Source organism: Mucilaginibacter pedocola (genome assembly GCF_002013915.1).
Classification (GTDB): Bacteria; Bacteroidota; Bacteroidia; order Sphingobacteriales; family Sphingobacteriaceae; genus Mucilaginibacter; species Mucilaginibacter pedocola.
Window position 1 is genome coordinate 213298 of sequence record NZ_MBTF01000002.1, and the last position, 15670, is coordinate 228967.

Genomic DNA, 15670 nt, shown 5'->3' on the forward strand with positions numbered 1-15670 from the left:
CTCAAGTCGGAAGATCTGAGGCTTTCTTGTTTCCAATAGTTTTCTACTCGGCTATGAGCTTTACAGGCCCCAACAACCCTGATGGTAGCAATGGTGATCGCGCATTATAAAAATCCCACGTAGTATAGGTGTATTTTTTAACAGCATCCGGTTGTGCATCGCCGATGAGGCGGTTAACCCATAAGTTGGTTACTCTAACTTCCAACTTATTTTTACCCGGATGAAGCGCCGTGCTTATATCTGTAAGAAATGGTTTTTTCCAAACAATACCCATGTTTTTACCATTTACGAATACTTCGGCTAAGTTTTTCACTTCCCCAAGATCAAGCCAAATTTTGGTTTGTTTTGCCAGCCATTTTCTAGGGACTTCAATAGTTTTCCGATAAGCCGCTGTGCCCGAAAAGTAGCGTATGCCTTTGTTGGCACTGGTGGCCCACGAACTTAGGCTGTCGGTGCTGATCATTTCAGGTGCGCCACGATCTTTTTGGAAATGAATCTCCCAGTTGCCAGTAAGTGACGCTAACAGCTTTTTAGGCTTAATTGGAATAACCACCTCATTTTTTAAGGTATTATCTTTAAAAATTACGAACACGGCGTCGGCTGGCGTAAGATGCAGATCTACAGTTGTTGCGTTATTGGCTATACGATACGTAACATTTTCTGTCTTGCCTGTTTCCGGGTGCCAGATAACGGGTACCTTTCCGGTTATCCTGAAGGTAGCAGCAACGTTTACCGATGTGTCTTCACGGTTGTTTACCCAGTAAATATCCTGTCCGGGCAGTTTCCGGTGTACATAAAGTAATTGAGTATTGGCCGACGGCTTATTATACGCAAAGTCGGGTCTGATCTTTAATTGTTTAAGAACCCATTCCAGCGACTGCCCTTTAAAAACATTGGGCTTTCCAGTGTTCCAAAGTTCATCTACGATCCGTTTAAATTCATCAGCACCATCGGTCAGGCTGGGGGTGCAAACCGGAACCTCGCCGGTAACAACGGCTCCGCCGTTAATAAGCAGGCGCAGCTTTCTCAGCACCGGTAACGACATTCGTCGGGCATTTTCATCTAATACCAACACACGGTATCGCATGCCGCTTGGTGTAGCCAATAAGCCATTTTTTACCTGCAACAGGCGCATCAGGGCATCCGGGTTTATAAAATCATAATTATAACCCTCCGGTATTTCGGGCAATTTATTGCCAAAAAGCGAGGTTACATTCTCGTCTTCTCCATAGTAGTAAACAATATCGGCTACAAAACGGCCCTGCTGCAATAAGTAGGCACTTCTCGATAAGTAATCCGTCCAGGCATGTGCCTGGTTGGCCCAGGTTTGGTTACGGGTAAACCATTGCCCGCAGGGCCCGAGCGTCATTCCCGGTTTATCATCAGTGGGTTGATGTGCCGAAGTATGTATTACAAAGCGGTTGATGCCGTTGGCCAACTCCAGGTCAGCAACCGGTTTCAGGGCTTGCGGATCATATTGGTCGCCCTGTCCTTCAGAGGCAACCGTGGTAAATGATTCTGCTGCTGCTATATTTTGCCCGTATATATGCGCTACCGATGCCGATTCGCGGTCATCTATACGATGGCAATAAAACCCGCCAAAGGGCATAGGGGCGGGCATCCACATAGCCCCCATAGGTATTGCCGCACGCCGCTTCACGTCCATTCCATCCGCCAGCATCGAACGCATGAACTCGTGGGATTCGGAATAACGCTTCATGCCGTATGCCTCAAGTATATCGGTCAACTGATCATAATGATACTCCGACAACATTTGTATCAACGTTTGCCGAAAATCCCAAAGAAAGTTTTCACTCGCGCGTGCGCTTTTAATTACTTGCCCGGTAAGAACCGGCATCCACGGTATCATACTATACCCCCGGCGTTTCTCGAACTGTTTTAAAAGGCCGTCTGTCCAATTTTGCGAGCCCGCCTCCCAGCTGTCGGTTATTACATATTGCAAACTGCCCCTTACGCCCATTTGGCCACCCACAGCATTTTTATATTTATCCAGATACGTCTGGTAGTAATGTGTTATTGCTGCGGAGTCCAGTTTATCCACTTCAAGCCCGGTAGCTTCGGGTGTTGCCGGATGATTTGTTTTTCCGATAAGCGAATAGCCGAAGCGCAAAATACACCAATTGCCGGCCGGGGCGGCCCAGTTCAGGCCCCCGCTATCATCTATTTTGTCGGTAATATCCAGCACCATCTTCGGGTCTACCATACCTGTAGTATCGGACGCTGTATCTTCATAAACAGCGCCTTCAATAGAGAATGCTGCCTTCTGTTCAAATTTGTTTACGTGTGGCGAAGTGTGTAGTGCCAGCTCTGCTATTGCCGCTCCTTCGGCGTTAAAAGATAAACGGTAATAACGGGCAGTAGTGGCCGGGAAAGCAATGGTAACCTGTGCCCCGCTCGATGGCACTTTGCTTATCGATTGGAAATCGGTGCCATTGTCGCTCTTTTCCAGTACTGCGTTTTGTCCGCTAAAGGTGCCCGTAACCGCATAGATAGTTACCGGTCTTTCAAAAGCAAACCGGATCCAGGTGTGGCGGCTAATGGTGTCTTTTGGCAATATCGCAGTATTGGTAAGGTCGCCATCTGTAAGTTGCTCTAAATTAAAATTGCCCCCGCTGACAGTTACGGCTGGTTTCAGCACGCGGATGGGCAAACCGCTATCGGGTAGTTTATAGGCGATCACTTTTATATCCTTTGCATATTGAGGCGTTGGCCGATTAGTGGGGTTATCCAGCCCGGGAATCATGGTATAAGGAATATTTTGGAAAGGGCCGGTTATGGCCGGGGGCTTAGGAATAGCCTGGTGGATGGTTTTGCCACCCGTAACGAATGTTTCGCTCCACACATATTTTTTCATGCCATCTTGAGGCGGCACCCAGGGGCCGCCGCTCTGGCTCCAGCCCGGCGAACCGGCAATTGCCATTTCCAGTTTCAGGGAATCGGCAAGGCGTGTGGTGTAACGGAAGGCATCTTGCCATTCCGGCGTCATGTATATCAGGCGCTTTTCTACACGTTGCGGCGTGGTCATGGCCGCATCAAAGTTTTGAAAGCCGGCAATGCCCGCGCTTTTCATCCAGGCCAGGTCTTTATGAATACCCTCTTTTGTAATATTACCATTCATCCAGTGCCACCAAACACGAGGCTTTGCTACAGCCGGGGGGCTAACAAAGTTTTGGTACAGGGTATCTGTTTTTTGCTGCGCTTCGGCATTCGAAAAAAAGCAGGTCGTTTTCAGGAATATGATAATTGCAGTAAGGTACTTTTTCATTATTTAGGATATCATGCTAAATTAATTTAGCACGTGCGATTAGCCGTCCTGTACTGTCTGTTGCTTCGCCTGAAAATTAAGAAGCCTCAAGCCGAAAGGCTCAAGGCTTCTTGTTGGAGCAGATCTGCTTGTAAAGGGGTTTACTTAGGCAATGTTTCCATAAATTTCATTATCTCCGCGCCAATTTCTTCCACGTGAGTTTCCAGGGCAAAGTGGCCTGTGTTATAAAGTACTACTTTGGCATTGGGCAGGTCTTTTTTATACGCCTCGGCGCCTGCCGGCAAAAAGTACGGGTCTTTATTGCCCCAAACGGCTAACAATTTGGGTTGGTGCGACCTGAAATAGGCATGAAAGGCCGGGTATAGGGCAACATTGGTTCGGTAATCGCGCAGGATATCAAGCTGTATATCGGCAGCTCCGGGGCGGTCAAGGAAGTGCTGGTCAAGCGTGTAGGTTTCGGGTGCTATCGCGGTTTTATCAGCCACGCCTTCCTCATATTGCCAGCGGGTTATTTTCATGGTAAACGATTCGTGTAACGCTTCACGGTTTTCTTTGCTTGGGTTTTCCCAGTATTTTTTAATAGGGTTCCAGCCGTAGCTTAGCCCTTCTTCATACGCATTACCGTTTTGCGATATGATGCCGGTTATCTTTTCCGGGTTGGCCATAGCCAGCCTAAGTCCGGTTGGTGCGCCATAATCAAAAATATAAACCGCAAAGCGCTTAACGCCAAGTTGGTCAATAAAGGCTTGTATGGTTTTGGTGAAGTTATCGAACGTGTACTCAAATTGATCCTTCGCGGGCATATCCGAAAAACCGAAACCCGGTAGGTCGGGAGCCAGCACGTGGTATTTCTCGCTTAAAATGGGGATAAGGTTGCGGTACATGAACGACGATGTTGGGTAGCCATGCAGCAGCAGTATAACCGGTGCATTTGCCGGCCCGGCCTCTCTGTAGAATAAATTAATGCCGTTTGCCGAGATGCTTTTAAACTTTACTTGATTCGTTTTCATACTTGTCGATTTGATTTGTTTAACGTTTTGTGAATAAGCGCCCGGTATTGCTAAGAGCAGCAAAACGAGCATTCCGATAGATGATGTAAGCTGTTTCATATTTTTTTGATGATCAAAAGTATTGGCTATATTTGATTGTTAAAAACGATTTATATTGATTATATAAATCATAATTAATGATTTATGAATACAAACGATCTTAAAATATTCGAGGCGGTTATAAAGCATTATAGCTTCACTAAAGCAGCGGAGACGATGTTTACGGTACAGTCTAACGTAACTGCACGGATAAAGAATTTAGAGGAGGAGTTTGGTGCGCCGCTATTTATTCGTAACGCCCGGAAGATAACCTTAACACCTGCAGGCGAAATATTGTCGCGCTATTCGAAGCAGATGATCCATTTGGTAGAGGAGGCCCGCAACGAGATACAAAGTGCCGATTCCCTTTCGGGGCACTTAAAAATTGGCTGCATAGAAACTACTATGGTTTTGAAGGTGCCCGATCTGCTGAACCGTTTTGCAGATATCCATCCCGGGGTAGACCTCGAATTTAAATCGGCCATGCGCGCCGACCTGATAAAGGATGTGCTTAATTACACACTGGATGCGGCTTTTGTTCCGGCTCCAATAAGTATTGCCGGCCTAAACTCGGAACCGGTGAGCGAGGATGAATTAATTATTTTGGCTCCTACTAAAACCGAGAGCTTGCAAGCGGTGCAGGGGCAGCAGGCACCGGTGAAAATAATTGTATTTGACGAGGGCTGCGTTTTTAGGACGCGATTGGAATCTTGGCTGAGCGCTCATGGCATTATACAATACAAGCCACTGGTTGTAAATTCACTTGAGGGCGTTGTGAATTTTGTTGAGGCGGGGTTGGGCATAAGCTTGCTTCCGGCGGAGATAATTGAAAGGTACTACAGTGAACGAAATATAAAAACCTTTGCAATAGCCGAGGCGCTGGGCCGTATGAGCACTGTGCTCATTTCGCGTAATAACGTAGCACCTACAAAAGCGCTGAATGAGTTTATTAATGTATTCAGGGCCGGGTTAGCTTCTCTTGCCGTGTAATTTTATATAATTAAGGCTCAAACCAAAAGATCTGAGCCTTAATTATTGATGATTTGTATATGCTTTGGCTAAAATTGCCGGCTTTGACGGTTAATATTTAAGCGAAGCTATTTTAACGTTTTTGACTTTTAACCCGCTGTTTCTGAAGGTTAAGTTGTTAATTTTCAGGTTCGGCCTGAAGGATATCATGGTGCGCTCGCCGGCTATTTCGGTATCAATTAAAGTGCCGCCAAATTTATCGCTGTATTTCAAGAGCATGCGAACGGTAAATGGCTTATCCGTGTGCGATAAATTTTCAATAGCATAGTTACGCACGCTTTGCGGCGCGCCGCCTTCGCGCAAGCTTTTTTCCGCATCGGCAAAGCTGCCGGGTTTTCCAATACCATATTGTGCCCTTTTTGCACCGGGGCTAACTTGCATTTCGCAGGCTTGTGCCTCGCTGCCTGCGCCTTCCAAAAGTACGCCCAGTTTCGATGCCACATCTTCGCCCGGCTCCACATCGAAAGTGAGCATAAACGAGGGCTTATCTACAGTTACCGGAATGCCCAAACCTTCATTTATAGCCTTTGCCGACTGTGTTTGAGGAATTATCTCTTCCATCCACTTGGTGCCTATTCTTCCTTCCGGAGATTGGATCATTTCGTGAATGCCGAGGGCGCCGCCCCAGCCAGCTATCGGTATCCAACCGGCTATGATGAAGCGCCCGTCTTTTACCTGGCTTACAGCAGGCACATTCATGCCGTTATAAAAATCCAGACCGGCTTTTACGCCATCTGTAAAATCTCCTTCAGGTGCTGCGGCGGGTTTGGTCCAAAAGCCCGTAAAGCCCCCGATAACGTAATCGTATTTACCCCATCGGAAAAAGAAAGTACAATCGCCTCCGGGAGGGAAACCGGGATTGATAGAACGCCAGCCACCGGCAATGTCTTTAGATTCCCAGGTGCCCTTTGCGCCATAGTTGGCCAGCATACGCAGGCGCCCTTCCGGGTCGGTATATACGCTTGGGTTTTCGCAGGGGTGGAAAAGTATTTTGGTTTTATGGAAATTACTGATGCCGTCTTCGCTAACAGAATAGGTGGAACCAGCAGGATATACCGATAGCGTATCGTACTTAACAGTACCGGTAACGCCGTTCTTGTTGTAGTAATCCCATAGCAAAGGTAAGGCGGTTTGCTCCTTGGGGTAAAGCCTGGTGGTATGCAACCCATAGCTGATGGATAGCTTGTTGTCGAATATAAAAGGTGTTCCGGTGCCGAAGGTTTCCCATTGTTCTTCTATCGGGGTTGCGGCTTCGTGCTCGGTCCAGGTTTTAAAATCGGTTGTGGAAATGTGCTCAAAATAATGCCCGCCTTTACCGAATTTGCTGGCGTGGCCACGGCGGTCGAACAAATAAAATACATGGTACCTGCCGTTGTGGTACAGCGTGGCAACATCGCCTACCCAGGCATTGTGGTATCCGGGTGTCCAGTATTGTATTTCGGGCGAAGTACGCGGTGTTTGCAAAGCCACCTTTTCGGGTTTAAGTCCCGGGATAAATAGCTCGGCGTTTGAAACTAATGCCGGGTTAATTTTCCAGGTATTTTGGCCCTCCCATTTTGGATAACCGAGGGGGAAGTCATTATCAACAAGTTCATCGTCTACGTACAAAGTCCAGCGCACGCCCGAAAAGTCGAGCGCTATCTCGTGCTCACCGAATGGCTTTTTCAGCATAGCTAATGGTATGCCCACCACCATATCGCGCCCGGGTTCTTCTGCCTTTGGGTATAGCTTGAGTGAAGCTTCTAACACAGGTACCGTGCCATCGGGCATAGGGTAGGCGGGGTAGTTCTGCATTTTCCTGTCGGCAGGATTGGCTTTGTAGGTAGTAACCTTTAACACACCCGGGATTTCGAGAAGGGTTTTAGTAGGGTCAGTAGGTTGCAGGTTGGCCTTTAGTTTTACGGTAAAGCTGCTTTTGGCAGGCGGTACTGGGAATGCTGCGCTTGTTTTTTGTTGAGATAATTGATTTGATGCTATGCCATTAGCGAAATGCCAGGGCGTTGACTGTAAAGTGAGCTGTGCGGCTTTTTTACTGGTAGCGCAACCCTGCCAAAACAAACCGGCTGCTATCCCGGCTATCAAAAAGGACTTTTTCGCGAACGAGTGTTTCATTGTATAAGTTTAAGTGTCTATAGTATTTTAAATAGAATAAGCTATATAAACTAAGCCCCCCTTTGCCATCAAACTTAATCGTTTAAGTCGCCTTTTAAATAATACCCTTGATTCTGCGTGTGTACCCCATAAAAGGTAGTTGTTAATTATGCCTTCAAATCTCAGAATAGCGCTGTAATCCAAATGAAGCTTAAGCTAAAACGGTTAATAATTTCGGGGTGCTTTTATTTTCCGAAGGCTTATAGTACTAATTGGTCGTAGCAAATGTATCACTTTAAACGTTTAAAGCAAATGATTTATTTTGAGGTGAAAATATACCAGTGTAGGTTTCCACCCTATAGTTGTATAACATGCGCCTTATAGCATATTCCTTAAAATTAACTTAACATTGGCTCTGTACTTTTGCGGTGAGGTATGATCGAACAGCAGGTTTCAGATACGGAATTATTACTACGAATAAAGGATGGTGACCATTCGTCCTTTGATCTGCTGTTCGACCGTTATTGGGAACGCCTGTACCGCGCGGCGCTTGCTCGTGTAGATGATGATTCTGTTGCGCAGGACATTGTTCAGGAACTGTTCATTAAACTTTGGGAACGCCGCCATAAACTCACCATACAATTATCACTCGAAAATTATTTGCTTAGCGCCGTGCGTTTTAGCGTGATAAGCCACTTTCGCTCCAAGAATGTAAATGAGGTGCGGCTCGACGATGCCTTGCAGCGCGTGGAATTGCTGGAGGCATCTATCAACGAAAACGCGGGGTACTTTGAACTGGAGAAAACCCTGGAAGATGCGTTGAGTAAAATGCCTGATATGCTGCAAAAGGTTTACCAGCTGCGCAGCGAGAACAAGCCCGTGAAACAAATAGCCGGTGAACTGGGCGTGGCTGAGCAAACTGTAAAGAACTACATCTCCGAAGTGTTGCGTCGCCTGCGCATAGCCATTATTGAAAAACACCCTGAAAAGCAGGTTACCTACCTTGCACTCCTGATTGCCATCCTTAACAAATAATTAATACAAGCTTAATTGTAATTATAAGTACCTCCGGCCTTTTTCAGCGACTTACTACTGAAAAGCCCCGGGAATGGATATCAAAAAATTCAGAAATAAATTACAGCGGTATTTAAAAGGCACCTCCAACGAAACCGAGAGCGCCATAGTTGAGGCTTGGTACCGGTCGTACCAGTCGGCAGAGGAAGCGGAAATAAGCGCCCCCGAAAAGGAAGCCATTAAAAACGCCATCCGCCAAAAAATAAACGGGGCTACGGCTACGCCGGTAAAACTCAATTGGGCTCGCTATAGCATTGCCGCAAGCCTGGTGCTGGTATCGGGCATTGCCCTATTCTTCTACAATTTTAAAAAGCGTTCATCCGAAAATATCGTGTATACCACGCTGCATACCAAAGCGGGAGAGGTGAAAGAGGTTACCCTGCCCGATAGCTCGGTGATGTGGGTAAACTCGCTAAGCACAGTGCGGGTGCCGGTATCTTTTGATGGGGCCGTACGCAACGTTCTGCTTGATGAAGGCGAGGTTTTTCTGCAGGTAAAGCACAAAACAACCCAACCATTCCGGGTGAACACCGGCCTTTTGCAGGTGCAGGTATTAGGTACATCCTTTAATGTAAATGCTTATGCAGCCCTAAAGCGTACCAGCGTTGCGGTGGCAACCGGTAAGGTGGCTGTAATTGCGGGCGGCAAAACATTATCCTTTCTTACGCCCGGGCAGCAGTTAATGTTTGATAACCAAACCCAAACACACAAACTAAACAATATAGATGTCTCGGCAACGCAAAGCTGGAAAGATGGCGACACTTACCTCACACAAGCCAATTTTGATGAACTGGCCGTGGTGGTTAAAAACCTTTACGGGCTTAAGTTAAAAGCCGCTAACCCGGAGGTTGCGCGCTACCAGTTCACCATGCGCCTGCGCCGTAATGTATCGGCAGATGAGGCTTTAAAAGTTATCAGTTTAATGCACAACACACATTTCAAAAAGGAGGGGAATGAAGTAGTACTGTACTAAAAAAATAACCGGCTTCTGTTGCAGCAGAAACCGGCCTAAATTTTAAGCAAACCATGTTTTCGACGCGCGGTTTGCCCGGCTCAGCAATCAATTAATATTACAAAGCAATCAAAAATATGAATTTTCACTCACAGTTATGGAGGCAGTTTATGCGCATTTCATTTCTACTTTTTACGATATTATTTACGGGCCTGCTATCTGTGCAGGCAACCGGCCTAAATGCCCAGGGCATTAGTACGCGTATCGACATTTCTTTCGAAAACGAAACGCTCTCGGCAGTAGTTAAAAAACTCGAAAAGAAAGCTAACGTAGTTTTTGCCTACGACGAGGTTTACCTAAAACTTGCCGATAAGCAAGTGAAGCCCGCAAACTACCAGGGCCAAACCGTAGAAGCTATCCTTGCAGGGATACTTACACAGCAAGGTATCGGCTTTAAAGAACAGGGCGGCAACATTCTGTTGTTTAAACAGGCAGCCGGTAAAGTTTCCGGTAAAGTAACGGACGATACAGGTGAACCGCTACCCGGCGCCACTATACGTATTGCCGGCACTACCATTGGCGCAACTACCGATGTTAATGGTAATTACACACTAACCGTGCCCGAAGGCAATTATAAACTAACGGTTTCTTTCGTTGGTTTCAGGCAGGCGGAAGTTGATATTACCGTAAGCGGCGATCGTACCACGGTAACTAACGTTAAAATGCTTGCGGGTGCTATGTTACAGGAGGTTACCGTAAGTTACGGTAAGCAAAAATCGAGAGAGGTGACCGGCTCTATTGCGCAACTCAATGCTAAACAGCTTGATGATATGCCCGTTGTGCAATTTGCGCAGCAATTGCAGGGCAAAATTGCCGGTGTGCATATTGCGCAAACCAGTGGGCAGCCCGGCCGTGGCGTGGAGTTCAGGATACGTGGTGCGGCATCTTTTTATGCCAGCAACCAACCGCTTATTGTAATAGATGGTGCGCCTGTTACCGGCAGCATCAACAATATTAACCCATCGGAAATAGAAAGCTACAGCGTTTTAAAAGATGCTTCGGCTACCGCGCTATATGGTTCCAGGGCAGCCAATGGCGTTATTTTGATAACCACCAAGCATGCTAAACCCGGCGAAACCCAAATACAATTTAACTCTAATTACGGTGTGCAAAAAATTCCGAGCGAGCGTGTGCCTAAAATGATGGATGCCCGTGGTTTTGCGCAGTACATGAAGGAGAAATTTGAGGATGCCCGCAAATACGAGCCGGGTTATACCACCGCCACCCCGGTTGAATATCAAAACCCCGACCAATACGGCGAAGGCACCAACTGGTATAAACTGCTTACCCGCACAGCGCCTATCCAGAACTACGACCTTACGGTGCAGTCGGCCCGCGAAAACTCTTCGTCTACCGTTATTGTGGGTTACCAGGAACAACAAGGTGTGCTGATAAACACCGGTACCAAATTATACTCGTTAAGGATAAACCAGGATGTGAGCATGCTGAACAACCGCCTTAAACTGGGCTTTAACATAGCGCCAAGTTACCGCTTAGATCATAACAATCGTTTAGGTACCGATGGTGTGGGTGGTTTGTTCGAGAGGATATTCGAGGCAAGTCCGCTGAAATCGCCTTACAACGAAGACGGTACTTATAATCGGGATACGTATTCGCCGGGCATGGTTGCCTACATTAACCCATTGGCCCAGTTCAACCTTACGCAGGACGATTATAAAACCACCCGTATTTTGGGTAATGCTTACTTAAACTACGAATTTGTAAAAGGGCTTAGCCTGAAAACCAACTTCGCGGTTGATAAAGGCAACGAGAGCCGCAAGTATTATCAATCGGGCGTGGTAAGCTCAACCGTCGGCAACCCAACAGGTACCGCTACCTCTAACGATAACGGTTCTTACACCGCAGAAGCGAATTTGGTTTACAATAAAACCTTTGCTAACGACCATAACATCGAAATACTGGGGGGCTATTCTGCACAAAAATATAGCGGGTATAATAGTACGTTGACCGGTTTAGGTTTCCCGGATGATAATATCCCTTACTTAACTGCTGCTACCAGTTTATCTGCAGGTAACAGTACTTATTCGGCATACTCGCTGTTATCGAGCATTGCGCGTGTAAATTATAACTACAAAGGCAAATACATGTTACAGGGTGCTGTGCGCCGAGATGGTTCTTCGCGTTTTGGTGCCGACCAAAAGTATGGTACCTTCCCATCGGTGTCTGCCGGCTGGGTGGTAAGCGACGAAAGCTTTATGCAGAATATAAAAGGGCTCGATCTGTTCAAGATCCGCGCCAGCTACGGTATTACCGGTAACAACTTTTTTGGCAACTACGAGGCACAGGCAACGTTGGGCAAATACTACTATGGCCCGGATGCCGGCCAAAGCATCAACAGGTTGCAGAACGCCAACCTGCGCTGGGAACGTAACAAACAGTTCGATATCGGTTTCGACTTATCGTTACTGCACAACCGCCTCAACATTACCTACGATTACTACCACAAAATATCTGATGGTTTGATCATGAGCCGCCCTATTCCGCGTGCTTCGGGTTTTACGAATATTTTGGATAACGTTGGTGTGGTGGCATTATGGGGCCACGAGATATCGGTTAGCAGCACTAACTTAACCGGCAAGCTGAAATGGAATACCAACTTCAATATTTCGTTCGACAGGAATATTATTAAGGACCTGGTAGACCCGGGCTACATCCGCAGAAACAATACCGTTTCTTCCGATTACTACCGCCAGCAGGAAGGGCATCACTTAGGTGAGTTTTATGGCTTTGTGTTTTTGGGCTTATACAAAGATGCTAACGACCTGGCCAACTCTGCTAAATACGGCAGCGCATCAGATGTGGGTACCATTAAGGTTAAAGACATTAACGGTGATGGCGTGATTGATGACGTTAACGACCGTACTTTTATAGGCGACCCAACCCCAACCTTTACCGGTGGTTTAACCAATAACTTCAGCTACGGTAATTTCGACCTGAATATTCACACCGCGTTTTCTGTTGGCAGTAAAATACTCAATGCTGCAAAATGGGCCTACCAAAGCAACCTGGATGGCTCGAGGGTGATGCTTGCCGCTGCTGCAGATCGCTGGAGGAGCGAAGAGAACCCAGGTTCGGGCATATATCCGCGTACTAAAACCGGTACTACCGCCATGGGCCGACAGGTGAACTCGCAATGGGTTGAGAATGGCTCGTACCTGTCTATCAAAAACATTTCGCTGGGTTACCGCATCAATGTTAAAAATACATTGGTGAAAAGCCTGAGGGTGTACGGATCGGTACAACAGGCATTTGTAATAACCGGTTACTCGGGTTTGAACCCCGAGATCAACTTCGCCGGCCAGGACCCAACCCTGGGCATAGGCGTTGACGAGAATGCTTACCCTATTCCAAGAACCTTCTCTGTGGGCCTGTCGGCAACCTTTAAATAGTAGATACCCTTTAGCTAAAACTACATGAAAAAGATATATATCATACTTGCCCTGCTAACCGTAACGGCGGCATCGTGCAAAAAAGACTTTATAAACCTGGTGCCCGAAGATTCGTACACTGACGCATCTTTCTATAAAACGCCCGATCAATTTAAACAAGCAGTAATTGCGGCCTACGCTCCGCTTAGGGATGTATTGCTGAATGATTATTTCACTTCGGAAATGCACTCAGATAATACTATTTACCAGCCATACCCCAGCAACCGTGGTACGGCGTATATCTACCGCGAGCAGATATCCAACTTTACCAATACACCCACTAACGATTATGCCAACGCCGTTTGGCAGCACTGCTATACCGGTATATCGCGTACCAATATCGTTATCGACCGTTTACAAACTGCTACTTTCGATGCGGCTGTTAAAGCGCCATTCGATGGCGAAGCTAAGTTTTTAAGGGCATTTTATTACTTTAAGCTGGTAAGGTTATTTGGTGGCCTGCCGCTGTTTTTGAACGAAGTGAAAGGTGCCGATGATGCCTTCAAAAACCGCTCGTCGGTTGAGGAAGTGTATGCCCAGATCATTAAAGATGCAACGGATGCCGTAAGTGAATTGGCGGCACCTACCAAATTCCCGCAAACAGGTTATGCTACCAAAGGCTCGGCTACTATGCTGCTGGCCGAAGTTTATGCCACCCAAAAGAAATGGGCCGATGCAGAAACTTTGTTGAACACCCTGCCCGCTATGGGCTACGGTTTAAATGCCAATTATGCTGACGCGTTTTCGCCGGCCAACAAAAACAGCAAGGAGTCATTATTCGAAGTGCAGTACCTTAATGGTACCGTATTGGGTACAACGCCAAACCCGCTAACTTTCCACTTTTTGCCGCGCAGTACAAATACCAGCATTGTATTGGGTATAAACATTAACAACAGCTCTACCGGTGGTTGGAACACCCCAAGCCAGGACCTGATTAACAGCTACGAGCCCGATGATAAACGCCTTGATGCTTCTATAGGCATTGTAGAAGGCGCGTACAACGCAAGCGACCTGTTCGTTTATTCGGCAAACAAAAGCATTATTGGTTATACGCCAACTGCTGGTAAAATTGGTGTGCCATACATTAAAAAATATGTACACGCACCGCTTGCTACAAACCTCGGCTCCGGCGATAACTTCCCTATCTATCGCTACTCGGATGCTTTGCTATTACTGGCTGAAGCACAGAATGAGCAAGGCAAATCGCCGGTTACCGCATTAAGCGCTGTACGCGGCCGCGCCGGTTTAACCACTACTGCTGCCGACCAAAACACCATGCGCGATGTAATTGCACACGAGCGCCGCGTAGAGCTGGCCTTTGAAAACCATCGCTGGAACGACTTGGTACGCACAGGTAAAGCCATTGAAACCGTTAATGTATTTGGCGCCGTATTAAAAACACAGGTGAACTACCTTACGCCTGATGCTTATATGCTTAACCAAAACAAGCTGCTGTTCCCTATACCACAATACGAGGTAGAGTTGAACCCTGCCGGGATGATACAAAACCCGGGCTATTAATATTTCACTTAAGGGCGGGCAATTTGCCTGCCTTTAAATTTTCCTCGATACATCACTTTAAATATGAAGAATACAATAAACACGCTGACGGCTTTGCTTACGGGCTTATGCTTTACAGCGATGGGTGCGAACGCCGAATCCATAAAGGCGGATACCGTTTTGAACACTCCCGGTACGCCCGCGGTAGTAAAACCCGGCGATTTTTCGATAGCCGTCATTCCCGATACACAATACTACCTGGCGCAGGCGCAATTGGGCGGCTCCTTCGATATGTTTTTGGCGCAAATAGACTGGATAAAGAAGAACCAGGTAAAAGAGAATATTGCCTACGTAGCCCACATGGGCGATATTACGGAACATGGCGATAACCCGGTAACGGCCCGCTCGGAATGGTATCTGGCTAAAAAGGCTATTTACGGTTTAGAGAACCCGGTGAGCATCCCATACGGGTTAACTGTTGGTAACCACGACCAGTACCCATCGCAGTACCCCGTTAAAGGCAGTACCAATGGCTATAACCAATATTTCGGAGTAAAACATTTTGAAGGACGCCCGTATTACGGTGGCCACTATGGCAACAATAACGATAGCCATTACGATAAATTCACTGCCGGTGGTGTGGACTTTATTGTTGTGTTTTTAGAATTCGATTCGCATAACGAAGACCAGGCCAACCTGTACGCATGGGCCAATACTATCCTGAAAGAGAATGCCCAACGTAAAGCTATTGTAGTAAGCCATTCTATCATCCACTTTAACCCTGTTACCGGCAGCAATATCCCGCAGGCTCCTTTTAATGCCGAAGGCAAAGCCATTTACGAAGGGCTGAAAGGCAACTCCAACCTGTTTATGATGCTTTGCGGTCACGTTGGCGATAACGGCGAAGGCTACCGCGCCGATGTTTACGAGGGCAACACCGTTAAAACCTTCCTGAGCGATTACCAGAGCAGGCCTAACGGCGGCAACGGCTTAATGCGCCTTTACAAATTCTCGGTAAAAAAGAACGAGCTAAGCGTGAGAACTTTCTCGCCTTATGCCAACATCAACGAAACAGATGCCGACAGCCAGTTTACTGTTCCCCTGTTCGATAAAGCATCATCCAAATAATAAGTCAATTACC

At 46.9% G+C, this 15670-nt stretch carries 9 protein-coding genes; 6 read left to right on the forward strand and 3 right to left on the reverse strand.

The window, feature by feature from the left end; translation table 11 throughout:
- Window positions 1-43: 43 nt before the first annotated feature.
- Both BC343_RS05310 and BC343_RS05315 read right to left on the reverse strand, forming a co-directional pair.
- Window positions 44-3286 carry a glycosyl hydrolase gene (locus tag BC343_RS05310; RefSeq protein ID WP_078346692.1) on the reverse strand — a complete coding sequence of 1081 codons (3243 nt, stop codon included), beginning with the start codon at window positions 3284-3286 and terminating at the stop codon, window positions 44-46.
- Window positions 3287-3426: 140 nt separating this feature from the next.
- Window positions 3427-4296 (reverse strand): alpha/beta fold hydrolase, encoded by an 870-nt coding sequence (locus BC343_RS05315; protein WP_238381706.1) that lies wholly within the window; start codon window positions 4294-4296, stop codon window positions 3427-3429.
- A gap of 183 nt (window positions 4297-4479) precedes the next feature.
- Here BC343_RS05315 and BC343_RS05320 point away from each other — a divergent pair, with 183 nt between their 5' ends.
- Window positions 4480-5364: a LysR family transcriptional regulator gene (locus BC343_RS05320; RefSeq protein WP_078346694.1), complete on the forward strand. Its 885-nt coding sequence runs from the start codon at window positions 4480-4482 to the stop codon at window positions 5362-5364.
- 90 nt (window positions 5365-5454) lie between these two features.
- On the opposite strand, the gene BC343_RS05325 is transcribed toward BC343_RS05320, so the two are convergent.
- Window positions 5455-7515 carry a glycoside hydrolase family protein gene (locus tag BC343_RS05325; protein ID WP_078346695.1) on the reverse strand — a complete coding sequence of 687 codons (2061 nt, stop codon included), beginning with the start codon at window positions 7513-7515 and terminating at the stop codon, window positions 5455-5457.
- Between the two features lie 414 nt (window positions 7516-7929).
- Here BC343_RS05325 and BC343_RS05330 point away from each other — a divergent pair, with 414 nt between their 5' ends.
- From BC343_RS05330 to BC343_RS05350, 5 genes are all read left to right on the forward strand, one after another.
- On the forward strand, window positions 7930-8529 hold the full coding sequence (locus BC343_RS05330) for an RNA polymerase sigma factor (protein ID WP_078346696.1): 600 nt from the start codon (window positions 7930-7932) through the stop codon (window positions 8527-8529).
- Window positions 8530-8602: 73 nt separating this feature from the next.
- On the forward strand, window positions 8603-9541 hold the full coding sequence (locus tag BC343_RS05335) for a FecR family protein (RefSeq protein WP_078346697.1): 939 nt from the start codon (window positions 8603-8605) through the stop codon (window positions 9539-9541).
- A 116-nt stretch (window positions 9542-9657) separates the two neighbouring features.
- Window positions 9658-12990, forward strand: coding sequence for a SusC/RagA family TonB-linked outer membrane protein (locus BC343_RS05340; RefSeq protein ID WP_238381707.1), 3333 nt, complete (start codon window positions 9658-9660; stop codon window positions 12988-12990).
- 24 nt (window positions 12991-13014) lie between these two features.
- The gene (locus BC343_RS05345) at window positions 13015-14550 is read left to right on the forward strand and encodes a RagB/SusD family nutrient uptake outer membrane protein (protein WP_078346699.1); all 1536 of its coding nucleotides are present in this window, start codon (window positions 13015-13017) and stop codon (window positions 14548-14550) included.
- Between the two features lie 63 nt (window positions 14551-14613).
- On the forward strand, window positions 14614-15657 hold the full coding sequence (locus BC343_RS05350) for a metallophosphoesterase (protein WP_143822068.1): 1044 nt from the start codon (window positions 14614-14616) through the stop codon (window positions 15655-15657).
- Window positions 15658-15670: the final 13 nt, after the last annotated feature.

What these genes read in the sequence shown, in the direction of transcription:
- BC343_RS05340 (WP_238381707.1), top strand. Translation starts at nt 9,658, where the DNA reads ATGAATTTTCACTCACAGTTATGGAGGCAGTTTATGCGCATTTCATTT.
- BC343_RS05335 (WP_078346697.1), top strand. Translation starts at nt 8,603, where the DNA reads ATGGATATCAAAAAATTCAGAAATAAATTACAGCGGTATTTAAAAGGC.
- BC343_RS05320 (WP_078346694.1), top strand. Translation starts at nt 4,480, where the DNA reads ATGAATACAAACGATCTTAAAATATTCGAGGCGGTTATAAAGCATTAT.
- BC343_RS05330 (WP_078346696.1), top strand. Translation starts at nt 7,930, where the DNA reads ATGATCGAACAGCAGGTTTCAGATACGGAATTATTACTACGAATAAAG.
- BC343_RS05315 (WP_238381706.1), bottom strand. Translation starts at nt 4,296, where the DNA reads ATGAAAACGAATCAAGTAAAGTTTAAAAGCATCTCGGCAAACGGCATT.
- BC343_RS05310 (WP_078346692.1), bottom strand. Translation starts at nt 3,286, where the DNA reads ATGAAAAAGTACCTTACTGCAATTATCATATTCCTGAAAACGACCTGC.
- BC343_RS05325 (WP_078346695.1), bottom strand. Translation starts at nt 7,515, where the DNA reads ATGAAACACTCGTTCGCGAAAAAGTCCTTTTTGATAGCCGGGATAGCA.
- BC343_RS05345 (WP_078346699.1), top strand. Translation starts at nt 13,015, where the DNA reads ATGAAAAAGATATATATCATACTTGCCCTGCTAACCGTAACGGCGGCA.
- BC343_RS05350 (WP_143822068.1), top strand. Translation starts at nt 14,614, where the DNA reads ATGAAGAATACAATAAACACGCTGACGGCTTTGCTTACGGGCTTATGC.